Raw genomic sequence first — 22667 nt, forward strand, 5'->3', positions numbered from 1 at the left:
ACTGGCTGTGTGCTCGCGACCAGGATCTATCTCCAACAGACCCGTGCGGACGACCTGCAGCCGGCCAAGGAACCCGCGTTCGACGTGTCGATCGTCCGGTCCGAGGAGCCGTCGCCGGAGTTCCACCGGTACCTCTACACAGCTGTCGGCGGCGACTGGTACTGGTCGAAACGGCTCAGGTGGACGTGGCAGGAGTGGCAGGACTTCCTGACCACGTCCGGCCACGAGACGTGGGTCTCGTGGGTCCGGGGTACCCCAGTCGGGTATGTGCTGATGATCCCCGGTGACGGCGAGGTGGAGATCAGGGACTTCGGGCTGGTCCCGTCGTTCATCGGCCAGGGCCTGGGCGGCCACCTGTTGACGTTCGCGCTGCGCCGGGCGTGGGAGATCGCCGGGACGAGCCGGGTCTGGCTGCACACGTGCACGTTGGACGGGCCGCACGCCCTGGCGAACTACCAGGCGCGCGGCCTGTCGGTGTACCACACCGAGGAGATGTACGAGGACGACGGCCCGCCGCCGGGTCCGTGGCCGGGCGCTAGTCGTCCTTCACCCGCGTGATGAGCTGCGTCGGGTTCACGAAACGCAACGCCACGAGCAGCAACAGCACTGTGGACAGCATGTACACCACGGCGATGGCGTCCACGGTCTGATCGGCGCGGATCCCCGCCCCGCTCTTGGCCGCGTACAGGGCGACCACGAGCGTCTGGCTGTCCGCGCCTGAGGTCAGGAACGTCAGCTCGAACATGCCGACGGTCCGTACGAGCACCATGACCGCGCCCGCGAGAATTCCCGGCAGCAGCAGCGGGCCGAGCACGCTCACCAGGATCCTCGGGGTGCCCGCGCCGAGTGTGCGGGCCGCGTCCTCCACCCGCCGGTCGATCTGTTCGACGAACGGCGTCATCGTGAGCACCACGAAAGGCAGTGACGGCACCACGTTCGCCAGCACCACGCCGGTCATGTTGCCGCCGAGGCCCCACTGGTAGAGCAATGTCGCCAGCGGGATGCCGTACGTGATCGGCGGCACCAGCAGCGGGAGCAGCAACAGCAGGCTGACCACGCGTTTGCCGGGGAAGTTCCGGCGCGCCAGGACGTACGCGGCCGGCACCCCGAGCGCCACCGAGATCACCACGACGAGCAATGCCACTTCCATGGTGACCAGCAGCGTGCTGCCCAGCCCGAACTCGGACCACGTCTGTTCCCACCACTTACCGGTGAACCCAGCGGGCAGCCACGTCCCCAGCCACACCGTGCCGAACGAGCTGACCACGACGGCCACGATCAGGGCGGTCACGAAGACAAGGAACACCGTGACCCCGGCCCAGGTGATCCATGCCGTCGGCGACAGGGCCAACGATCGCCTGGCGCGGATGGCCGTCATCCTTTGCCTCCTGTCGCCGGTCCCCGGTAGAGCAGGGAACGGGCCCCGAGCACGAGCACAACGAACACCAGTTGCGCGGCGGCGAGCAACATGGCCACCGCGGACCCCATCGACGGGTCGAGTCGTTCCTGCGCCTCCTGGTACGCGATCAACGCCATCACTCGTGCGGATCCGGATGGGTCCCCGAGCAGCACGGCCGACGGGAACACCGAGAACGCCATCACGAAGTTCAGGCACAACGTGACCGCGGCACCCGGCAGCAGCAGCGGAAAGACCACGTACCGGAACCGTTGCCCCGGGAAGGCGCCGAGCGTGGCCGCGGCCTGTTCGAGCGACGGGTCGATCCCGGACGCGTAGGCGAGCATCAGCAGGAACGCGAACGGGAACCCACTGACCACAAGGGACAGGAACACTCCCCACCAGTTGTTGGTCAACCGGACGGGACTGTCGACGAGACCGAGCCCCAGCAACGCCTTGTTGAGCCAGCCGGCCGGGCCGAGCACGTTCAGCATCCCGTCGGCGAGGAACACCGTGCCCAGGCTGACCGGCACGACCAACGCGGCGGCGAGCACCCGCCTGCCTCGGAACGCGCGCCGCATCCGGACAGCGATCGGCACGGCCGCCACGACGTTGACGAACGTGGCCGGCACGGCGATCGCGAGGGTGTTGACCAGGCTGCTGGAGTAGTACGGATCGGAGAAGAACGCCCGGTAGTTGTCGAACGGGTTGGTGAACCGTTGGGGGGTAAGGGAAAGCTGAATACCGAAGACGAACGGGTAGACGAACAACACGAGCACGACGAGCACAGCCGGAACGGCCAGCAGCAGCCGGAGATCGATGCCGCGCTCAGCCAGCCGGAGCCGGAGCGAAGGCCGCACAACGGTCGCGGTCACCGGATCACCTCCGCGACATTCCGGGTGTGGATCCGGTGAACGGCCGGCCCACGTGGTCGCCGGGCGGCCGGCCCGCAGCGTCGCCGAGCGGATCCGGCCCAGAAGCGGCCGACCCGGTTTTGTCGGTCCCCCACGGTAACGTTGATCCGGGGGACCTCAGCCCTCCCCTTCCATTGGGCTGCACGGAAACGAGGTGGCGCGGTCATGGCTCGAACACCAGCAGTCGGTCCGGGGTGATACCGATCCGGACTTCGTCTCCTGGGTTGTGCGGTTCGTAGCAGACCGCGTGCAGTTTGAGTCCGCTTGTTGTCCGCACTTCCAACAGGAACTGCCGGCCGTGGTACTCGACCACCTCCACGGTCACTTTGATCGCGTTGTGTTCGATGTCGACACGCAGGTCTTCTGGCCGGCACATGGCCACCGCGGCTCCGGTGACCGTGGACCGGCCCTGCCAGGTGCCGTCGTCGAACGTGAAGCCGGTGTCGGTGGCTGTGCCGGCGATCTGGTTACGGAAGCCCATGAAGTCGGCCACGAACGGCGAGACTGGTTGGGCGTACAGCTCTTCCGGGGTGCCGATCTGCTGGACCTGGCCGTCCTTCATCAGCACCAGCCGGTCGGCCAGGGACAACGCCTCTTCCTGGTCGTGGGTGACGTAGATCGTGGTCAGGCCGAGTTCCTGGTGCAGGCGCTTGATCTCGGTCCGCATCTCCACGCGCAGCTTGGCGTCCAAATTGGACAATGGTTCGTCCATCAGCACCAACGGTGGTCGTAGCACGACGGCACGCGCGATGGCGACTCGTTGCTGCTGGCCGCCGGAGAGCTGGCCCGGATGGGACCGGGCCAGGTGCTCCAGGTGGACCAACTCCAACGCGGCACGCACCCGCGACCGGACGTCCGCCTTCGGCACTTTGCGCATCCGCAGGCCGAAGGCGACGTTCCGTTCGACGGTCAGGTGCGGGAACAACGCGTAGTTCTGGAACACCATGCCGAAGCCGCGGCGCTCGGCTGGCTGGGTGTCCATCCGCTTGCCGTCCAGGGTGATCCGGCCCGCGGTCAGCGGGAGCAGGCCGGCCAGGCAGTTCAGGGCCGTGGACTTGCCGCAGCCGGACGGGCCGAGCAGCGCGATGAACTCGCCCCCGGTGATCGTCATGCTCAGCCCGTCCAGCGCGGTCACCTGCCCGAACCGGCGGCTCACCCCGGCCAGGTCGAGCGTGGTGATCCCGGGCGACACTACTTCTTCACCTTGCTTCCGCCGATCTCCCGATCCCACCGCTCGAACGCGGCGACCATGGCGTCGTTGTCCAGCGGGGTCTCGATCGGGTTGTTGGCGATCAGGTCCGGGTACTCCGGCCGGCCGAACTCGCCGATGGCCTTCTGCGACTCCGCCGGGGCCATCGACAGCGGCACGTCCCGCACCGCCGGCCCGGGGTAGAAGTAGCCCTGGTCGTACGTCTGGGCCTGGGCTTCCTTGGTGAGCATGTACTTCATCAGCTGGTAGAGCACGTACCGTTTCTCCGGTGTGACACCCTTGGGGATCACCATGTACTGGGCGTCGGCGACCCAGTGGAAGCCCTGCAGGGTGCCGGTCTTCATGTCCTTCGGCACCTGGCCGAGCGCACGCGGGTTGATGTCCCAGCCGGTGGTCGAGACCACGATGTCCCTGGTGCCCTGCGCCAGCTCCTTCATCACCGCGGACGTGCCGGACGGGTAGTACTCGACGTTCTTGCCCAGGTCGGCCAGGTAGGCCCAGGTCTTGTCCCAGCCACCCTTCGGATCTTTCGGGTCCTTGTCCCCCAGCAGGTACGACAGGCCCATCAGGAACGTCCGGCCGGGGCCGGAGTTCGCCGGCCGGGCGTACATGACCTTGTTGGGGTGTGCTTTGGCGTAGTCAAGGAGTTCCTGCGCGGAGCGCGGCGGGGTGGGCACGGTCGCCGGGTTGTACTCGATCAGCGGGCCGGACGGGTAGTACACCACGATGATCCCGTTGCCCTGGGCGAGCTTCTGCATCCGTTGGGCGGGTTCCTGCAGGGTGTCCTCGAAGCTGCCGAGCACGTCGCGGGCGTTGTCGGCGGCCTTCTCCCACAGGCCTTTCGACGCGCCGGCCGCGAGCGCGTCGGTGCCGGTGAGCACCAGGTCGATGTCGACCTTGCCGGCCTTCTGCTCGGCGTCGATCTTGCCGGGCAGCTCCGGCGCGGTCGACCTGGTGAAGTCCACACTGGACACCAGGTCCTTGTGCCCGTCCCGGAACTTCTCGATCGCCTTCTGGGTCAGCTGGAGGTTGCCGGCGACGTCCGCGACGGTGAGCTTGACCGGCTGGTCGGGCTTGCGGACCGGTTCGGCGGCCGGGCCGCTGGGGCCGGACGTGGGCGCCTGCTGCTTCTCCTGTGGCGCACCGCAGGAGACCGATAACAGCGCCGCGCAGCTGATGACCAGTGACAGCCTTCTCCTCATGGGCTCTCCCATCGGAGGAATCATCGGATGAATACGTTTACAGCTGTTACATACAGTACGACCTCGCGCAAGCCCCCGCCAGGCCCGCGGGTCTCGATCCGGTGTCGGCGCGGGCCGCCTTAATTCGTTGGACGGCCGTCCGCAATTTGAGTCAGAATTGTTCCCGTCAGCCGAGAGGAGGCAGCCCGATGATTACCAACCGGACCGTTCTTCGTCGCACTGCCGACGACCGAGACTGGTAACAACCAGCAGGTCGGAGCGGCTCTTGCGGTGAGCTAATAGCGCTCACATATCAAGAGCCGCCGAACCGGGAAATTGGTTCGGCGGCTTTTCGTCCCCATAGCTCAGTTGGACAGAGCGCGGCGCTACGAACGCCGAGGCCCGAGGTTCGACTCCTCGTGGGGACACCCCTGGCACGGCGGGTTGTGGTGCACCCGGTCTCCAGACAAGGACCGGGACGAACACAGTGGGGTGCTGTGGTGGGGGTGGGTCCGTGCGCCCACCCCCACGCACTCAGCCGACGTCCCGGCGGCGGAAGCCGACCAGGCCGGCCACGCCCAGAACCACTGCCACCACGGACAACCACACCAGCGGCGTGGCGGTGACCGCGCTGGTCAGCTTCGGCACGTGGGTGAACGGCGAGACGTCCATCGCCCACTGCGGCAGCTGGAGAATCGGCCCGAGCTGGCCGAGCAGCACGAACAACGTCAGCGCCGCCCAGCCGCCGATCACGTACTTCGGTGCCAGGCCGAACAACGCCATCGCGATACCGGCGACCACGAGCGTCGCGGGCAGTTGCAGCAGCGCGGTCTTCAACACCGACCCGAGCTGTCCGCCGACGTCGTCGACCTGGATGCCGTACGCGATCCCCAACGCCAGGCCGGCCACCAGCAGCATCAGCAGCGCGCCGACCGTGGCGAACACCAGATGGCTCGTCGCCCAACGGATCCGGCCGACCGGGGTGGCCAGCACCGGCTCCGCCCGGTACGTGGTCTCCTCGGCGCGCAACCGAAGCGTGGCCTGCACCGCGTAGACGGCGGCGACCAACGCGACCAGGCCCATCATCGCCGACATGAACGCGTCGACGATCGCGGTCGAGCCGCCCATCTGCGCCAGGACCTTCTCGATCTGCGGGTTGTCCTTGAGCAGGTCGACCGCGCCGTTGGCGATACTGCCGAACGCGGCACCCATCACCACGAACCCGACCGCCCAGCCGAGCATCGCCCACCGGTGCAGCCGCCAGGCGAGCCCGAACGGTCCGCTGAGCGTGACACCCGCGCCGGCCGGTCCGGGGCGCGGTCGGACGAGCCCGGCGCCGAAGTCACGGCGACCGACAAGGGCGTACGCCACAACGAAAAGCACGATCGCGAACCCGGCCATCAGGCTGAGCACCCACCAGTTGTCGTCGGCGTAGGCACGGACCTTCTCGATCCATCCGACGGGTGAGAGCCACGTCAGCCAGCCGGGTCCGTCGGTGCCGCCCGCGTCCCCGATCAGCCGCAGGATGAAGGCCACGCCGAACGCCGTGCCCGCGATGGCCGTGACAGTCCGCGCGTTCTCGCTCAACTGCGCGGCCACGGCGGTGACCGCGGCCATCACGATGCCCAGCCCGCCGATCGCGAACCCGGCCGCGAACGACCCGCTGACCGGCAGCTTCTGGCCGGCCATCCCGGCCCCGATCAGCAGTGCCATCACCAGGTTCGCGCCGATCGTGACCACCAGCGCGGCCGCCATCGGGGCGTGCCGCCCGACGACGGTGGCGCCGATCAGTTCGAGCCGACCGGCTTCCTCGTCCTGACGGGTGTGCCGGTTGATGGTCAGCATGCTCATCAGCCCGGCCAGCAGCGCGCCGATGATCGCCATGCGCCACATCACAACGGCTCCGACGGACGTGTCGTAAACCGGGCCGTAGATGGCAAGCATCGCCGGGTTGCTGCCGATCGTGCCGGCGATCCGCTGCCGGGCCGCTTCGTCCGGGTACAGCTGCGGAATCGTGCTCGCGGTGCTCAGCGCGATCCCGACGGTCACCACGATCCAGATCGGCAGCCGGACGCGGTCGAGCCGCAAAGCCAACCGCACCAAGGAGAGCGTGCCGGTGAGGGTGCTCATCGCAGGTCGTCCTCGTAGTGCCGGAGGAACATCTCCTCCAGGGTCGGCGGCTGGCTGGTCAACGACCGGACGCCGAACCCCGTGAGGTGCTTGAGCACGCCGTCCAACTCGGCCGTGTCGACTTCGAGCTTCACACCGCAGTTATTGGTCGCAGTGTCCTTGACCACCAAATCATGGACACCGGGCAGGTCGGCCAGGCCGGTGGGCGCGGTGCCCAGTTCGGCACTGATCGACGTACGGGTCAGGTGCCGGAGTTCGGCCAGCGTGCCGGATTCGACCGTGCGGCCGTTGCGGATGATGCTGACCCGGTCGCACAGCGCCTCGACCTCGGACAGGATGTGGCTGGACAGCAACACCGTGCGGCCGTTGCCCTTCTCGTCCTGGATGGTGTCCCGGAACACGGCTTCCATCAACGGGTCCAGGCCCGAGGTGGGCTCGTCCAGGATGAGCAGCTCGACGTCCGACGCCAGGGCGGCGACGAGGGCGACCTTCTGCCGGTTGCCCTTGGAGTAGGTGCGGCCCTTCTTGGTCGGGTCGAGCTCGAACCGCTCCAGCAGCGTGGTCTTGCGTTTGGCGTCAAGGCCGCCGCGCAGCCGGCCGAGCAGGTCGATGACCTCGCCGCCGGACAGGGTCGGCCAGAGCGTGACGTCGCCGGGCACGTAGGCCAAGCGGCGGTGCAGTTCGGCGGCGCTCCCCCAGGGATCGCCCCCCAGCAGCTGGGCGGTGCCCGAGTCGGCACGCAGCAGGCCCAGCAGGATGCGGATCGTGGTCGACTTGCCTGCGCCGTTGGGGCCCAGGAAGCCGTGTACCTCCCCCGTGCCGACGGCCAGATCCAGCCCGTCGAGCGCGCGCGTCCGGCCGAACGTCTTCACCAGGCCGGACACGGATATCGCGTGTGTCATGAGAAGGAAGCTACACTGTCTTCACAAAATCATGAAGTTAAGAAAGCGTATAAAGTTGTCTAAAGCAACTAAGAGTAAGGGATGATGCGCTGGTGAGTGAGGTGAGAGCAACGGCTCGCGACCAAGTCTCGGTGACCAGGTTCATAGAGCGATTCGCCGGGCACCTGGCGGACGCGGGTATGCAACGGATGGCGGCGCGGGTCTTCATCACGTTGTTAAGCGAGGACACGGGTCGGCTCACCGCCGCCGAGCTGGCCGACGCACTCCAGGTCAGCCCGGCCGCGATCTCCGGTGCGGTGCGGTATCTCACCCAGGTCAACATGGTCGTCCGGGAACGGGAGCCGGGTTCCCGGCGCGACTACTACACGCTCAACAGCGAAGACCTGTGGTACGACATGATCACGCAGCGCGAGCAGCTCGTGCAACGCTGGGACTCGGTGTTGCGCGAAGGCGTCGCGGCCCTCGGCGAGACCACCCCCGCGGGGCTGCGCATCCGGGAAACCGCGGCGTTCATGGACTTCCTGCACGAAGAGATGCCCGTGTTCATGAAGAAGTGGCACGAGCGCCGGGCCCGGCTGCTCCAAGAGTGGGACATGAGCGACTAGCTTGGGGCGCATGACGACCGAATCGAGCCGGGCCGACGCCCTGGCGGACGAACTGGCACGCCTCGGGTTCGACCACGAGCCGATCGGCGCGTCGCTGTACGGCATCCCCGGCTACGACGACAAGCTCGGCGACCCGTCCGCCGCGGCCGAGCAGGCATACCGCGCGAACCTGCTGGACATCGCCGCCCGCGCCGACGAGGTCGCCAAGTCCGACACGGACGCCGCGGACGGGATCACCCTGGCCGTGGTGGCCCAGCAGGCCCGCGCCGGGGTCGACCGGATCGACTCGTACATGGCCGAGTACACGGTCACCGACCTGTTCGTCAGCCCGGCCAGCGGCCTGCTGACGCTGCTGCCGATGACGGCGTTGCCGACCGCCGAACGGGCCCAGGACTACCTGACCAGGCTGCGTGGGCTGCGGGAGTACCTGCCCGCCTGCGCGCAGCGGCACCGGGAGGGTGTCGCCGCCGGCCGGGTCCCGGTCGCCCACCTCGTCCAGGCCGCCATCGCGCACCTGGACCGTTACCTGGCCGCGCCCCAGACCGACACGCTGCGCCGGCCGACCCCGCCGGCCGAGATCTCGACCACCTTCGAGGCGGCCCGCGACAAGCTGCTCGACGAGGTGGTCCGGCCGGCCTTCGCGGCGTACCGGGAAGTGCTGGTCGACGACATCGCCCCGCACGGGCGGCCCGCCGACAAGGTCGGGCTGACCTGGCTGCCCGGCGGGGACGAGATCTACGCGTCGCTGTCCCGGGTGCACACCACCACCGACCGCACGCCGGACGAGCTGCACCAGACCGGCCTCGACCTGATGGCCGAGATCCACGCCGAGTTCGCCACGGTCGGCGCGCGGGTGTTCGGCACCGCCGAGGTCACGGCCATCTTCGAGCGGCTGCGGACCGACCCGGAGCTGCGCTGGGCGTCCGGCGAGGAGCTGCTGGCGTCCGCACGGGCGGTGATCGAACGGGCCGAGGCCGAGGCGCCGCGGTGGTTCGGCCGGCTGCCGTCGAGCCCGTGCCGGGTGGAGGCCGTCCCGGCGGCGGAGGCACCGGGCGCGCCGATGGCGTACTACCTGCCGCCGTCCATGGACGGCCAGCGGCCGGGCACGTACTTCGCCAACACCTACCAGCCGGCGGAACGGCACAAGCACATCGCCGAGGTCACCGCGTTCCACGAGGCCGTCCCCGGCCACCACCTGCAGCTGGGGATCGCCCGGGAACTGACCGACCTGCCGCTGCTGCGGCGGATCGCGGACGTGAACGCCTACACCGAGGGCTGGGGCCTGTACTGCGAGCGGCTGGCCGACGAGATGGGCCTGTACTCGTCCGACGTGGCCCGGCTCGGCATGCTGTCGATGGACGCGGTCCGGGCCGGCCGGCTGGTGGTCGACACGGGCATGCACGCCAAGGGCTGGTCCCGCCAGCAGGCGGTGGACTACCTGACGCACAATGTGCCGATGCCGGCGCTGGAGATCAACACCGAGGTCGACCGGTACATCGCGTACCCCGGGCAGGCGTTGGCCTACATGGTCGGCCGGCTGGAGATCCAGCGGATCCGGACGAACGCGGAACGCGCCATGGGCGACCGGTTCGACATCCGACGGTTCCATGACCTGGTGATCGGCGGCGGACCACTGCCGCTCAGCGTCCTCGACCAGGTCGTCACCGATTGGGTGACCGCCTGACGAAGGATTGACTCCAGCTTTATGTACCCCAGATCACTCGGCCGTTGTCCGATCGATAGAGTGCGCCCCTGATCGATGGATGTACGCCTAGTGGTTGTTCGTACGCACAACACACTGCGCGTTGGGGCACGGACTGGTAAGAGGGAGCATTCAATCGTGAATCGGGTGAGCAAGCTGCGCAGAGGCGCCGCGCTGTTGAGCGTGGGCGCGATCGCCTTGATGGCCGCCGCCATCCCCGCTTCAGCGGACGCCGCCAAGGGTGTCTTCGCGGGGCGGGCGGAGAGCGGTCCGGGTGTCAACGTCAAGCCCCACGGCGGCGGCAAGGACGAGTTCTTCGAGACGGACCTGTTCAAGCTGAAGGTCGGCGACGACGTCCTCAAGACGTACTGCGTGGACATCCACACCGACATCATCGACGACGCACAGTACGACGAGGTGCCCTGGGGCGAGCACACCGCGCCCGACTCGACGTTCAAGAAGAACGCCGCCAAGATCAACTGGCTGCTGCACTTCGGGTACCCGTCGGTCGACCCGGACAAGCTCCAGAAGGCCATCGGCGGTAATTGGACACACGACCTGAGCAACCGAGAGGCCCTCGCCGGGACTCAGGCGTCCGCGTGGCACTACAGCGACAACGTCGACCTTGACCTCGACAACCCGATCGGCACGGAAAACCCCAACAACGACACCGCCGAGAACGTCGTCAAGGTCTACAAGTACCTGACCGACGACAAGAACAACGTCGGCATCGGCGACCAGCCGGCACCCGAACTGACCCTGAACCCGCAGAAGCTCGCCGGCAAGACCGGCTCGCTGATCGGTCCGTTCACGGTCACCACGAACGCACCGGATGTGGTCGTCAGCGCCCAGGTGCCCCAGGGTGTGGAGCTGACCGACAAGGACGGCAAGAAGCTGCCGGACGCCGGCTCCGCCGCCATGAAGGCGAAGGCGGCCGCTTCGGACAAGTTCGACTTCTTCGTCAAGGTGCCGGAGGGCACGCCGGACGGCAAGGCGGACATCACCGTCAAGGGCAACGTCTCGCTGACCCTGGGCCGGCTGTTCGTCAGCAAGAAGGGCGACAAGACGTCGCAGGCGATGATCCTGGCCGCCACCCAGAAGGTGAAGCTGCAGACCGCCGGTGAGGCCAGCTGGAGCGCGGCCGGCACCACGCCGCCCACCACGGAGGCCCCGACGCCGCAGGCCAAGAACGAGCTGGCGAACACCGGTGCGTCGGTGCTGACCCCGATCATCATCGGTGTCGTGCTCGTCGCCGGTGGTGTCGGTGCGCTGATCTTCCAGCGCCGCCGCCGTCGCGCCTGATCAACGTAGGTGAGTGATCCAGCCCCGGGGCCGCCGCCCCGGGGCTGGATCTTTGTTTAGATGGGTCGTGTGACCGGACCGACGACTCCCCGTAAGGACGTCGCCGCGCCGCACTGGCTGGTCCAGCTCGTCCGCCCGAAGTCGGTGCCGGTCGCGTGGAATCGGATCACCCGGGCCGCCGTGGGGATCGCCGGGCCGATCGGGCTGGGGTTGGCGGTCGACCGGCTGGACATCGGCGTGCTGGTGTCGATGGGCGCGTTGTGTGCGACTTTCGGCGACGCTGACGGGCCGTACCGGTACCGCTCGCGGCGGATCGGATGGGCCGTCACCGGCGGCGCTGTCGGGTTCTTTCTGGGCGCGTTGACCGGTGGGCAGGGTTGGTGGTCGGCACTTGTCGTCGTGTTGATCGCGGGGGCGTCCGCGCTGCTCAGCGCGAGCGGCAACATCGCCTCGCTGGCCGCGTTGCAGCTGCTGGTGTTCGCGACCCTCGGTTCGGGAACGCCGCGCGACCCAGCGTTCGCGACCTTGTGGTTCCTCGCCGGCGCCCTCCTCGCGTGGCTGCTCGCGATCGGCGGGTGGACGTTCAAGGCGACCGGGCCAGAACGGGCCGCGGTGGCGGCGGTGTACGACGAGATCGCGGTCATGCTGGCGGCCTCAGGGACCGCGGCCGCCCGCGACGCACGCCAAGGCCTCACCACGGCCCTGAACACGGCCTACGACGCCCTCCTGACGGCCCGTTCGCACCTGTCCGGGCGAGACAGGGCATACCGGCGGCTGATGACGCTGCTGGCGGACACCACACCGATCGTGGAGGCGAGCGTCGCCCTGGTCAACGTGGGCCGCCATCCGCCGGCCGAAGTGATCGTCCACATCGTCGCCGTCGCCGAGGCCATCCGGCTCGACCAGCCGATCCCGGCCCCACCCGAGTTCGAGGAGTCCTCCCGCGGCCTCGCGGCCCTCAAGGCCGGTCTGGAGGGCCTCACGTCGGCCAGCGGCAAGCGCGACGAACGTGATCCGGGCGAGGACATCCCGTGGCGGGAACGGTTCCAGGAGTGGTGGACGGCGACGTTCGCCGGCCGGGTCGCCTGGTCGCACGCGGCGCGCCTGATGCTGTGCATGGGGTTGGCCGAAGTGGTCAGCCGGGTGCTGCCGCTGCAGAACCCGTACTGGGTGGCGTTGACCGTCGCGATCGTGCTCAAGCCCGATTTCGGCTCGGTGTTCGGACGCGCTGTGCTGCGTGGGTTCGGCACGCTGCTGGGCGTCATGCTCGGCGCGGTGGTGCTCGCGTTCGACCCGCGAGGCTGGATCCTCGTGCTGATCGTCGCCGCCATCGCCGCCGCGTTGCCGATCGGCAAGGACCGCAACTACGGCATGTTCTCCGCGTTCGTGACCCCGCTGGTGATCGTGCAGATCGACCTGACCCACGCGGGTGACTGGGACGTGGCGCTCGCCCGGCTGCTGGACACCGCGCTGGGCTGCGCGATCGTGCTCGTCTTCGGCTACCTGCTGTGGCCGGGCAGTTTCCGGCCACGGGTCGGCACACACCTGCTGGCCGTGCTGGAAACCCTCGGTTCGTACATCCAGGACGCCTTGTCCGGTGCGGACAAGCGAATCGAGTTGCGCAGGCAGGTCTACCGTCAGCTGTCCGACCTGCGGAACGTGTTCCAGCAGGCAGTGGTCGAACCGTCCGCCGCGGGGCTACAGGCGGCCGCGTGGTGGCCGGTGATCGTCACCCTGGAACGCGCGACCGACGCGGTGACCGGACTGGCCGTGGGCATCGACCGAGGCGCCGAGCCGATCTCCCAGGACGCGATCGAGGCGCTCACCGACGCGGTCGCCGAGGCCGCGGCGGCCGTGCGGGAGGAACGACCACCCGATCGGATGCCGATGCCCGACGTGGACCGCCTGTCGCGCCTTGTCACCGAGCTGGTGGCGGTGCTGACGACGCTGCGCGGGCCGGACTGGTACAGCCGCTCGCCGGGCCAGATCGTCCGACGTCTGCTGCGGCCGGTCCGCACTGTTGGGTAGCCTGCGAGACGGGACAGGCCAGGTTTTCCTTCCAAGGAGCGACACAATGGGCATCAACTTCGACGAGCTGAAGAACAAGGCCGGGGACCTCCTGAACCAGCACGGCGACAAGATCGAGGACGGACTGGAGAAGGTCGGCGACTTCGCCAAGAAGCAGTTCGGGCACGACGAGCAGATCGACAAGGTGGTCGACAAGGCCAAGGACATGATCCCCGACAAGCCGACCACCGACGACCCGGCGGACAACACGTGACCACGACATCCCCAGCGACACCGGTCACCACCCGCAAACCCACCATCCTCACCTGGCAAGGTGTCGGCGCGCCCCGGCTGGAGTCGGTGCGGCTGCTGGTCGCCGAGCGCCGGTTCAAGGCGTCCGGCCGGTTGATCGCCGCCGCCGACGGCGACTCGGACGCCTACAGCACCTCCTTCGAGGCCGCCACGGACGAGTCCGGCACCTTCAGCCGCCTGCTGCTGCGCGTGACCACGGCCGAGGAGGAACGCCAGATCTCCGTCAACCGGACCGAGGACGGCCTGTGGCTGGTCGACCGGGGTCAAGGGTCGGAACGGTCCACCTTCGGCGGCGCGCTGGAGGTGGACGTCGCGGGCGCGGTCACGTTCAACGCGTTACCCATCCGGCGGTTGAACCTGCATCGCGAGTCCGGCCGGCACGAGCTGCCCGTGGTCTTCGTCTCGCTGCCGGACCTGTCGGTCCGGGTCACCCAGCAGACGTACACGACGATCTCCGTCAACGACGACGGGGCCGTGGTCAACTTCAGCTCCGACACGTTCACCGCCGACCTGACGGTCGACAGCGCGGGCTTCGTGGTCGACTACCCGGACCTGGCCAGCCGCGTCTGACCGAGCGTCCACTATGGACTCTCAGGACGTCCGCACGGCGACGAAGTCGCAGAGGGCGGACAACGCCGCGCGGGCGGGGATGTCCGGAATGTCGTGCAGCATGTCCCTGGCTCGTTCGGCGTAACGGACCACCTCCTGACGGGCGCGGCGCAGGCCCGCGGAGGGACGCAGCAACTCCAGGGCGAACGCACGGCAGTCGTCGTCCGTGATCGGCCCGGCCAGGACGACGTCCGCGAGCGCCGGATCGTCCTCCACCGCGTACAGCACGGGCAGGGTCACGATGCCCTCCCGCAGGTCGGTGCCGGGTTTCTTGCCCAGTTCGGCCTCGGTCGCGGCGATGTCCAACACGTCGTCGGAGATCTGGAACGCCGTGCCGAGCAGTTCCCCGTACAGCTCAAGGCACCTGGCGACATGCTCGTCGGCGCCGCTGACCATCGCGCCGAGCCGGACAGCCATCGCGATCAACGAGGCCGACTTGTCGGACATCACCCGCAGGCAGTGTCCACTGCGGTCAACCCCGTCCAGCGGGCCGACAGTCTCGTTGACCTGGCCGCGGACCAGCCGGCGAAGCGTGCCCAGTTGCAGCTTCAGCACCGCGTCGCCGAGGCCGGCGCCCAGTTCCGCGGCCCGCGCCAGCAAATAGTCACCCAAGAGCACTGCGATCGTGTTGCTCCAGCGGGCGTTCGCGGTGATGACACCGTGCCGCACCGGGGCTTCGTCCATCACGTCGTCGTGGTACAGCGTCGCCACGTGCACGAGTTCCGTCATCGCCGCGGCTTCCACGATCTGCGTGCGGGACGGTCCGAAGTGGGCGCCCAAGAGTGCCATCATCGGGCGGAAACGCTTGCCGCCCGCGTCGATCAGGTGCCCCGCTGCCGAGCTGATGAACGCGTTGTCCGCGTCCCGCACGACCGCACGAAGTGCTTGTTCCACCAGGTCAAGGTCGTCGGCCAGGTGGACGCCGGCCGACTCGACCGCCGCGAGCGGGCCCGGGAAACGTTGCGCGGTAACCATCTGCATAACTCCACGGTCGCAATCCGGCGAACGGACTACATCGTTCGTCGGAGTGACCGATCTCCCCCACCAGAGGGAGATCCGTTCTGTAACACCAGGACCCGCCGCGCGGACTAGACCGGTGTGTCTGGCAGACAAAGGTGGCACTGGATCGCGGCCGGTGTGGCCGGGTTGGCTGTCGTCGGTGCCGTGCTGGCCAACGGAAAGACCAGCAAGCCACCGACGTTGACCGCGCATCCGTTCCCCACGGTGCAGTTTCACCCGCCGGAGAACGGCGGCGTCATCGCGGCGACGCCGACCATGGACGCGACCACTGTGACCAATACCACACCGAAGCCGAAGCCCGGTCCACCGTCGACACAGGCCAGACCGACCGCGCCGGAGCACACCGAGACCAAGCTGACCATCACGTTCAGCCTGCCGGACATCCCGTGGTACTTCGACGACTGCGCGATCGCCAGGGAGTTCGGCCTGGCGCCCATTCGGAAGGGCGAGCCGGGGTACCGCCCGGAACTGGACGGGGATCATGACGGACTCGCCTGCGAGTAGCCCTGGCGGACGCGTGTGTCGGCTACTGATGTAACGCCATGCCGCACCCCGACTACATGCACGACGTGACCGAGTCGAAGACATCAACCATGTGGGTGGTCGGTGTCGTCGCGGCCGTCGTCATCATCTTGACATTCTTCGACTTCGACGACAGCAGACCGGTGACGACCATCCCGGTGAACCTGGGCGGGCAGCCCGCGGCCAGTGTCGACCGCGAGCTGAGAGGCCTGGGATTCGCCAACATCATGTACTCGTCGCCGATCGAGACCTCGGCCACCGTCCATCCAGAGTGGACGGTGGTCTCGGTGGACGGCGCCGGTCAGACCGTCGGCCTGGACAGCTGGATCATGGTCCGGGTGCACTGAACACCACGTTCAGCACCCCGAGCGTGGACCAGTCGACCAGTTCGTCGGCGAGGATCTCGCGGTATGTCCGTACTTCGACGAACGTACGTTCAGAGTCCTCGTGCACCCCGTACGGGCCTGGATTCTCGTGCGCGTACGCGATCTCCTCGGCGGTCAGCTCAACCGTGAAAACGTGCAGCCGGTGCGCGCACAAGGTCGCGACCACCTGCCGAACCTGACTGAGCCGCAACCGTTCCGGCGCGACCCGCAGGCCGGTCTCCTCGGCCATCTCGTGCACCGCCTGGTCGATCGGCGACCCGTCCAGCACACCGCCGCCAGGCAGTTCGTGCACGTAACCGTCGGACGTGCCCGCCGGCAGGCGGAACTCCTTGACCAGCACGACCTCGTTCCGCCACGGCGTTTCACCGGGCCGATAGGCCACAATGGACACGACGTCCGGCCGGCCGAGCACGAACTCGTTCGCCTTGACCCGGTCCTCGGCGGTGACGTACATCCGGGCGTGGTACGCCCAGATGAACTGGCCCTGGATCCACGCCAGCCGGCCGTCGAGCAGGATGTTCCCCGCGTTCTGCTGTGCCGCCACCCAGGTGCGGAACGTCGGCGACCGCCAAGCGACCAAGGGCACGAACCGCTCGCCGCCGGATCGCCGCGCGCCTGCCTCGATGGACGCGAGAGCAGCGGCGACGGTGTCCGACAGCGTCGGCAGCACTGGCGCGCCATGCTTGCGGGCGTGATGCTGCAGATAGCGGACATGCTGCGCGTCCTCGGGCGCGCCAAGCACGACACGGCCGGACGACTCGTAGCGCCCGAACTCCACGTTCGTGGTGAGGCCCGGCAGCGTGGCCATGTCCCGCGGCACCCAGAACAGGATCGTGTCGGCCGCGTCCAGCCAACGTTCCTCCCATGCCACCTGGTCGTCGTAGTCCGGATACGCGGTGCCGCCGGCGGCTTCCGGAACGAACACCACAAGGACGCCGACGTTGCTTTGCCGACACAGCTCCGCGAGCGCGCCCGGACGCCAGGACGGCACGGTCGCGGACCGTGGCGTCGGGCCGGCCAGGAAGATCGACGCGTCCCACTCGTCCGGCGGCTCCTGGCCGGCGTAGACGACCTCGATCATGCCGGCTTGCGGGCCACGACGACGCTGTAGCCGGCCGTCGTCGGCTTGTGCGTCACCTCGGCGAATCCGACCGTCCGGAAGATCTCGGTGAGTTCCGCGGCCGAGTAGCACCGCCCGGCCGTCATGAGCATCATCCGGACCGAGAACTCGGCCTGCCGCAACGGCCCGGTCTTGTCGTCGTCGATGTGCATGTCGTGGTCCACGAGCACTCCGCCCGGCGGCAGCGCGGCGAACGACGCTGCGGCGAGCCGCTCGATGTCGGCGGAACTCCAGTCGTGCAGGACGTTGGAGAACAGGTGGACGTCGAACCCGGTGGGCAGTTCGGCGAACATGTCGCCGGCGATCACGTCGACCCGGTCGGCCAGCCCGCGGGCGGCGATCGACGACCGCGAGAAGTCCACCACCGACGGCATGTCCAGCACCGCGGCCGTGGTCTCCGGCAGGACTTCGACCAGCGAACACGCGTAGATTCCGGAACTGCCGCCGACGTCGAGGACGCGCTGTGGCCGCAGGTCGCGCAACGCGTCGCCGAGCGCCGGGCCGAGGTAGCGGCCGCGAGCGTCCATGGCCGCGCTGAACACCGTCGCGAAACCGCCTGTGGACGACATCCGGGCCAGCCAGTCCCCACCGTCGTCCGCGCTCTCCCATGGCGCTGGCTTGCCAGTGCGAAGGACCTGGGCAGCGTCCCGGCAGCCCGGCCGGCCTTTCTGAGCCGCGGCGTAGGCCCGCACGTCGAGCTCGGCGCCCTCGGTCAGGTACGCCGCAGCCGCCGGCGTGGGCCGCACCGAGCCGCCGGGGAGCCGTTCGAGCAGGCCCAACGCGGTCAGGTACGTCAACGACACGTCTGCGGCGCGTTCGTCGATCTCCAGCAGTTCGGCCACCTCGGCGACCGTGCCCGCCCGGCCGGCGAGCTTGGTGAACAGGTCGAAGTCGCTGACGACCGAGATGAACAGGTCCACGCCGGACGCGCTGTTGACCAGGGCGATGACGTCCCCAGGCTGGTCTATGGTCATACCTTTGATCCTGGCGTGCGCCCCGGTCGCCCGTCCACTCTCGCAACTACCGAAAAACCCGCCTATACTCGGTAGTCAACGAGGGGGAGGCGTAGCCATGAGCGTGCTGGCGGAAACCCAACAACTCCTCGACCTGTTCGAACAGGTCGAGGAAATCGAGTCGGTGGCGGACACTCTACCGGCGGACGACCAGCGCCGCACCAGGCTGATCGGGGTAGTGGAACGCGCGCTGGCGAAGGCTCCCCCGGTCCGTCCGGTCGTCGCCGGTGAACTGCTGGACCTGACCGAGAAGACGGTACGGGCGTGGGCGCAGGAGGGCGTGCTCACGGTCAGCCACACATCCCCGCGGATGCTGCTCGACGCCGGCCGGCTGCACCAGGTGGTGCACCTCGTGGCCGACCTGCGACGGGCCGGCAAGACCCGCGGCCTGCTCGACGAGGTGTACCGGCGGCTCGCCAAACCGTCGTGCTGTGGCACAACGGGTGAGGCGCCCGTGTCCGCCGTGGAGATCGTGGACGATCTGGTCCGGCGGGCGCGGGCACCGCGGGCACTCAGTCGAGCGCACCGACGTCCCGGTTGACCTTGTTCCCTGGCATCAACAGCAAGGCCACCACGCTGAGGACCGCGACGAAGATCATGGCAGCGAACACGTTGTGGGTGGCGTCGTAGAGGGCGCCGCGGACGAACACCGCGACCGGGGAGCCGTCGTACGCTCCCGTAGCGTCCACATTGGACGGTAGGTGGCCGGCGACCCCGGCTGGCGCGTGGGCGAAGCGGTCGGCGAGCGTGGCGTTCGCGATCGCGCCGAACACCGCGACACCCACCGCGCTGCCCAGGGACCGGCTGAACATGTTCGTCCCGGTGGCCACTCCCCGTCGTTCCCAGCCGACCGACGACTGCACGGCGATCATCGACGGGCTGGACGTCAACCCGAGGCCGACACCGAGGACGAACGCGGCGCCCGCGGCCTGCCACACCTCGGCCCGCGCGGGCAACATGCCGATCAGCACGGCGCCGGCCACCACGAACACCGCGCCGATCAAAGCCGTGTTGCGCAGGCCGATGCGGAGGTACGCGTGCCCGGACATGGTCGCCGCGATCGGCCAGCCGATGGTCATCGCGGCCAGGGCGAACCCGGCGACCAGGGCGCCGGTGCCGATCACGCCCTGCACGAACGTGGGCAGGTACGAGCTGAGACCCATCATCAAAGCGCCGACGATCAGCGCCATCAGGTTCCCGCCGATGAGTGTGCGGCTGGTGAACACCCACAGCGGCAACACCGGTTCGGCCGCTTTGCGTTCCACGAACCCGAACGCCACCAGCATGGCCACGCCGACCGCGAAGATCAGCAGGCTGGGCGCGGAGTTCCACGCCCACGCCACCCCGCCTTCGAGCAGTCCCAGCAGCACCAACGACAGTCCGATGGTGAGCAGCGCCGACCCGGCGTAGTCGATCCGCTGTTCGCGGCGCTCGATCCGTTCGGCGAACTTCCGGACGATCATCAGCACGGCCAGGATGCCGAACGGCAGGTTGATGAAGAAGATCCACCGCCACGACACGTACTCCGCGAACACCCCGCCCAACGCCGGCCCGACCAGCGACGCCCCGCCCCAGATGCTGGTGACGTAACCCTGCACGCGGGCGCGTTCCTCAAGCGTGTATAGGTCACCGAGCATGGTCATGCTGATCGGCTGCACGGCACCCGCGCCGATGCCCTGGACCGCCCGCGCGGCGATCAGAACGGGCATGCTCCACGCGACCCCGCAGAGCACGGATCCGAGCAGGAACACCGCGATGCCGAACAGCATCACCGGCTTGCGCCCGAACATGTCCGCGAACTTGCCGTACAGCGGCACGGTCACGGCCTGGGTCAGCAGATAGATCGAGAACAGCCATGGGAACTGGGAAAAGCCGCCCAGGTCGGCCACCACGGACGGCACCGCGGTCGCGATGATCGTGCTGTCCAGGGCGACCAACGCGGTCGACAGCATGATGGCGCCGAGGATCGGTCCTCGCTCCGAACGTAGTCCCACCGCGCTGCGCGCGACCTGTGTCATTGTCAAAGCCCTCCCAGTAGCTCCCCCGAACCATGATCTACCTGGAGTAACTCCACCTCGGCTGTGAGAACCACTACAGCGCGGCTGTCCGACCGAGAGAATTTATCTCGACGTCAAGGTAAGTGGCAGAATGGGCGACTGTGCGTGACGCGGTGGACACCATCATGGACCAGTGGCGGACCGAGCGGCCGGACGTGGATCCGGAACCGATGGGGGTGACCGTGCGCGCGGCCCGATTAGCCGCCCTGCTGGAGCGGAGCATGGACGACACCCTGGCCGCGAACGGGCTGGCCGGGTGGGAGTTCGAGGTCCTCGCGTCGCTGCGGCGCAGCGGGGAGCCGTTCGAGCTGACGGTCGGCCGGCTGCTCGGCACGATGATGATCAGCTCGGGAACGATGACGCACCGGCTGGACCGGTTGGAGAAACGCCGCCTGGTGGCGCGGACCAAGGATCCGGAGGACCGGCGGGGCATCCGGGTCCGGCTCACCACCGACGGGCGGCAACTGGTCGACGAGGTCGTGGTGACCAGGCTCGACCGGGAGCGGGAACTGCTGGGCGGGCTGGACGAGGAGGGACAGCGGCAGCTCGCCGGCCTGCTGCGCACGCTGCTGCTGTCCCTCGACGACGTTTAGGGCGTCTTCACGATCCGGTCGAGCGCCGGCGGCGCCAGGTTCGGATGCGCGGTCAGGTACGCGGTGAACGCGTCCAGGTCGACCGGGCCACCACTGAGGTTCGTGCCCTTGGTGAACTCGGCGAACCCGTCCCCGCCGGCGGCGAGGAAGTTGTTCACCGACACCCGGTAGCCGCCGTTCGGGTCGACCGGCGTGCCGTTGACCGTGATGTTCGAGACCTTCGAACCCACCGGCGCGCTGTCCGACCACGAGTAGTGCAGCGACGAGGAGATCTGCAGCATCTTGACCCCGGCGGGCTGCCACTGCTGCTCCAGCACGTTCTTCAGGTTCGCGCCGGTCAACGTGACCGTCTGCATGATGTTGCTGAACGGCTGGACGGTGAACGCCTCGCCGTACGTGACGACACCGTCGCCCTCACCCGCCGGCGAGGACTTGAACACCAGGTCCGACCGGATCCCGCCCGGGTTGGTGATCGCGACGACCGCGTTGTTGCTCGCGGTCCCAGCCAGCTGCCCGTCGGCGAGCACATCACCCAGCGGCGACTCACCGGACGGGGCCTGTGAGCGGACCAAGTCCGCCGTGATCGTGCCGACCTGGCGGTTCGCGATGGGCGCGGACTTCGTCACCGCGTCCTTCACCAGCGCGGCGACCGTCGGGTCCGGCGTGACGTTCCGGGTGACGATCTCGTTGTGCGCCTTGGTCGCCGACCGGACGACGTCCCTGGTGCGGCGGTCGATCTTCAGGTCGATCACCGACAGCAGCCGACCGAACGACGCGCCCTGGATCATCGGCCGCGGGTTGCCGGCCGGGTCGTTGACCACGCAGTTGTACTGCTGGTGGCTGTGGCCGGTGAAGAACGCGTCCACCTTCGGCGACGCCTTCTCCACGATGGCGCGCGCCGGGCCGGCGACGTTCTTGCAGTCGTCCGGGCCGGCCGCGTCGGTGTTGTCACCCTGGTGCATGACAACGACCTGGGCCTTCACCCCGAACAGGTCCAGCAGGTTCGCGGTCCGGTCGATGGCCTGCACCTCGTCACCGAACTTCAGGCCCTTGATCGCGTCCGGCGTGACCACACTCGGCAGGTCCTTGAGGGTGACCCCGATGATGCCGACCGGGACACCCCGGACGAACTCGACACTGAACGGCAGCAACGCCGGCAGGCCACGGTCGGTGTACACGTTCGCGCCGAGGAACGGGAAGTCCGCGCCCTTGAACCGCGGCCGGAACTGACAGCCGTCCGTCGGGTGGCAGCCCCCGAACTGCATGCGCTGAAGTTCCTTGAAGCCCTCGTCGAACTCATGGTTGCCGACAACCGACGCGTTCACGCCGATGTCGTTCATGAACTCGATGGACGGCTCGTCATGGAACAGAGCCGAGGCCAGCGGCGACGCCCCGATGTTGTCACCGGCGGACAACACCAGGCTGTCGGCCGTACGCAACTGCTTGACGTGCGTGGCCAGGTAGGCCGCACCGCCGGCGTCGACCGTGGTGCCGTCCGGCAGCCTGACGCGCCCGGAGGACCCCGCGGGTGGCTCCAGGTTGCCGTGGAAGTCATTGATGGCGATCAGGCGTAAGTCAATGGTCGTGGACGGTTTGGCGAGCGCAGGGATGCCCGTGAGCCCCACCAAGCCGACCGTCGCCACCGCGAGTACCGCGGCGCGACGGATGGTCGAACCGATCATCTTT

General features: G+C 68.4%; 22 protein-coding genes and 1 tRNA gene. 12 read left to right on the top strand and 11 right to left on the bottom strand.

From position 1 onward, the window contains the following. The first annotated feature begins 9 nt into the window (after positions 1-9). Positions 10-558: a GNAT family N-acetyltransferase gene (locus tag EV192_RS01015; protein WP_132110186.1), complete on the top strand. Its 549-nt coding sequence runs from the start codon at positions 10-12 to the stop codon at positions 556-558. Here the strand turns inward: EV192_RS01015 and EV192_RS01020 are convergent. The 4 genes from EV192_RS01020 to EV192_RS01035 form a co-directional block, all read right to left on the bottom strand. Further along, entirely contained in the window at positions 536-1378 is an 843-nt protein-coding gene (locus EV192_RS01020) for an ABC transporter permease (RefSeq protein WP_132110188.1), read from the bottom strand. The two genes, EV192_RS01015 and EV192_RS01020, sit on opposite strands and share 23 nt — an antisense overlap. Continuing rightward, complete coding sequence (locus tag EV192_RS01025) at positions 1375-2271, bottom strand: ABC transporter permease (protein ID WP_132110190.1); 897 nt, start codon at positions 2269-2271, stop codon at positions 1375-1377. The genes EV192_RS01020 and EV192_RS01025 overlap by 4 nt, the downstream gene beginning before the upstream one ends. A gap of 202 nt (positions 2272-2473) precedes the next feature. Continuing rightward, positions 2474-3502, bottom strand: a complete 1029-nt coding sequence (locus EV192_RS01030) for an ABC transporter ATP-binding protein (protein ID WP_243726554.1) — start codon at positions 3500-3502, stop codon at positions 2474-2476. Further along, positions 3502-4722: an ABC transporter substrate-binding protein gene (locus EV192_RS01035; protein ID WP_132110192.1), complete on the bottom strand. Its 1221-nt coding sequence runs from the start codon at positions 4720-4722 to the stop codon at positions 3502-3504. Before EV192_RS01035 ends, EV192_RS01030 begins: the two co-directional genes overlap by 1 nt. A gap of 333 nt (positions 4723-5055) precedes the next feature. On the opposite strand from EV192_RS01035, the gene EV192_RS01040 reads away from it, so the two are divergent. Further along, positions 5056-5129, top strand: a tRNA-Arg gene (locus EV192_RS01040). A 106-nt stretch (positions 5130-5235) separates the two neighbouring features. Here EV192_RS01040 and EV192_RS01045 read toward each other — a convergent pair. Continuing rightward, a complete protein-coding gene (locus EV192_RS01045) occupies positions 5236-6831 on the bottom strand; it encodes an ABC transporter permease (RefSeq protein WP_132110194.1) in 1596 nt (531 codons plus the stop codon). Then, positions 6828-7733, bottom strand: coding sequence for an ABC transporter ATP-binding protein (locus tag EV192_RS01050; protein WP_132110196.1), 906 nt, complete (start codon positions 7731-7733; stop codon positions 6828-6830). The genes EV192_RS01045 and EV192_RS01050 overlap by 4 nt, the downstream gene beginning before the upstream one ends. A 131-nt stretch (positions 7734-7864) precedes the next feature. Between EV192_RS01050 and EV192_RS01055 the strand changes: the two genes are divergently transcribed. The 6 genes from EV192_RS01055 (at position 7865) to EV192_RS01080 (ending at position 14231) form a co-directional block, all read left to right on the top strand. Further along, complete coding sequence (locus EV192_RS01055; protein WP_243726555.1) at positions 7865-8338, top strand: GbsR/MarR family transcriptional regulator; 474 nt, start codon at positions 7865-7867, stop codon at positions 8336-8338. 10 nt (positions 8339-8348) lie between these two features. Next, positions 8349-10022: a DUF885 domain-containing protein gene (locus EV192_RS01060; RefSeq protein WP_132110198.1), complete on the top strand. Its 1674-nt coding sequence runs from the start codon at positions 8349-8351 to the stop codon at positions 10020-10022. A 156-nt stretch (positions 10023-10178) separates the two neighbouring features. Then, positions 10179-11342 carry a thioester domain-containing protein gene (locus tag EV192_RS01065; protein ID WP_165960160.1) on the top strand — a complete coding sequence of 388 codons (1164 nt, stop codon included), beginning with the start codon at positions 10179-10181 and terminating at the stop codon, positions 11340-11342. Between the two features lie 69 nt (positions 11343-11411). Further along, positions 11412-13370: an FUSC family protein gene (locus EV192_RS01070; RefSeq protein ID WP_243726556.1), complete on the top strand. Its 1959-nt coding sequence runs from the start codon at positions 11412-11414 to the stop codon at positions 13368-13370. A 46-nt stretch (positions 13371-13416) separates the two neighbouring features. Further along, positions 13417-13623 (top strand): antitoxin, encoded by a 207-nt coding sequence (locus tag EV192_RS01075; protein ID WP_132110204.1) that lies wholly within the window; start codon positions 13417-13419, stop codon positions 13621-13623. Further along, complete coding sequence (locus tag EV192_RS01080) at positions 13620-14231, top strand: putative glycolipid-binding domain-containing protein (protein WP_132110206.1); 612 nt, start codon at positions 13620-13622, stop codon at positions 14229-14231. Before EV192_RS01075 ends, EV192_RS01080 begins: the two co-directional genes overlap by 4 nt. Positions 14232-14252: 21 nt before the next feature. Here the strand turns inward: EV192_RS01080 and EV192_RS01085 are convergent, their stop codons facing one another. After that, positions 14253-15251, bottom strand: a complete 999-nt coding sequence (locus tag EV192_RS01085) for a polyprenyl synthetase family protein (protein WP_243726557.1) — start codon at positions 15249-15251, stop codon at positions 14253-14255. 117 nt (positions 15252-15368) lie between these two features. On the opposite strand from EV192_RS01085, the gene EV192_RS54560 reads away from it, so the two are divergent. Further along, positions 15369-15794, top strand: a complete 426-nt coding sequence (locus EV192_RS54560) for an excalibur calcium-binding domain-containing protein (RefSeq protein WP_207925853.1) — start codon at positions 15369-15371, stop codon at positions 15792-15794. 38 nt (positions 15795-15832) lie between these two features. Beyond that, on the top strand, positions 15833-16159 hold the full coding sequence (locus EV192_RS01095) for a hypothetical protein (RefSeq protein WP_132110208.1): 327 nt from the start codon (positions 15833-15835) through the stop codon (positions 16157-16159). Here EV192_RS01095 and EV192_RS01100 read toward each other — a convergent pair. Both EV192_RS01100 and EV192_RS01105 read right to left on the bottom strand, forming a co-directional pair. Beyond that, the gene (locus EV192_RS01100) at positions 16140-17279 is read right to left on the bottom strand and encodes a nucleoside 2-deoxyribosyltransferase domain-containing protein (protein ID WP_132110210.1); all 1140 of its coding nucleotides are present in this window, start codon (positions 17277-17279) and stop codon (positions 16140-16142) included. The two genes, EV192_RS01095 and EV192_RS01100, sit on opposite strands and share 20 nt — an antisense overlap. Then, on the bottom strand, positions 17276-18292 hold the full coding sequence (locus EV192_RS01105) for a methyltransferase (protein ID WP_132110212.1): 1017 nt from the start codon (positions 18290-18292) through the stop codon (positions 17276-17278). Before EV192_RS01105 ends, EV192_RS01100 begins: the two co-directional genes overlap by 4 nt. Positions 18293-18389: 97 nt before the next feature. Between EV192_RS01105 and EV192_RS01110 the strand changes: the two genes are divergently transcribed. Beyond that, the gene (locus EV192_RS01110; RefSeq protein ID WP_132110214.1) at positions 18390-18872 is read left to right on the top strand and encodes a hypothetical protein; all 483 of its coding nucleotides are present in this window, start codon (positions 18390-18392) and stop codon (positions 18870-18872) included. Here the strand turns inward: EV192_RS01110 and EV192_RS01115 are convergent. Then, entirely contained in the window at positions 18844-20349 is a 1506-nt protein-coding gene (locus tag EV192_RS01115) for an MDR family MFS transporter (protein ID WP_132110216.1), read from the bottom strand. The genes EV192_RS01110 and EV192_RS01115 overlap by 29 nt on opposite strands. A 140-nt stretch (positions 20350-20489) precedes the next feature. Between EV192_RS01115 and EV192_RS01120 the strand changes: the two genes are divergently transcribed. Then, positions 20490-20981 (top strand): MarR family winged helix-turn-helix transcriptional regulator, encoded by a 492-nt coding sequence (locus EV192_RS01120; RefSeq protein WP_132110218.1) that lies wholly within the window; start codon positions 20490-20492, stop codon positions 20979-20981. Here the strand turns inward: EV192_RS01120 and EV192_RS01125 are convergent. Further along, a complete protein-coding gene (locus tag EV192_RS01125) occupies positions 20978-22663 on the bottom strand; it encodes a bifunctional metallophosphatase/5'-nucleotidase (protein ID WP_132110220.1) in 1686 nt (561 codons plus the stop codon). The genes EV192_RS01120 and EV192_RS01125 overlap by 4 nt on opposite strands. Between the last annotated feature and the right edge of the window lie 4 nt (positions 22664-22667).

It is taken from the genome of Actinocrispum wychmicini (genome assembly GCF_004345645.1).
In the GTDB taxonomy this organism is placed as follows: Bacteria; Actinomycetota; Actinomycetes; order Mycobacteriales; family Pseudonocardiaceae; genus Kibdelosporangium; species Kibdelosporangium wychmicini.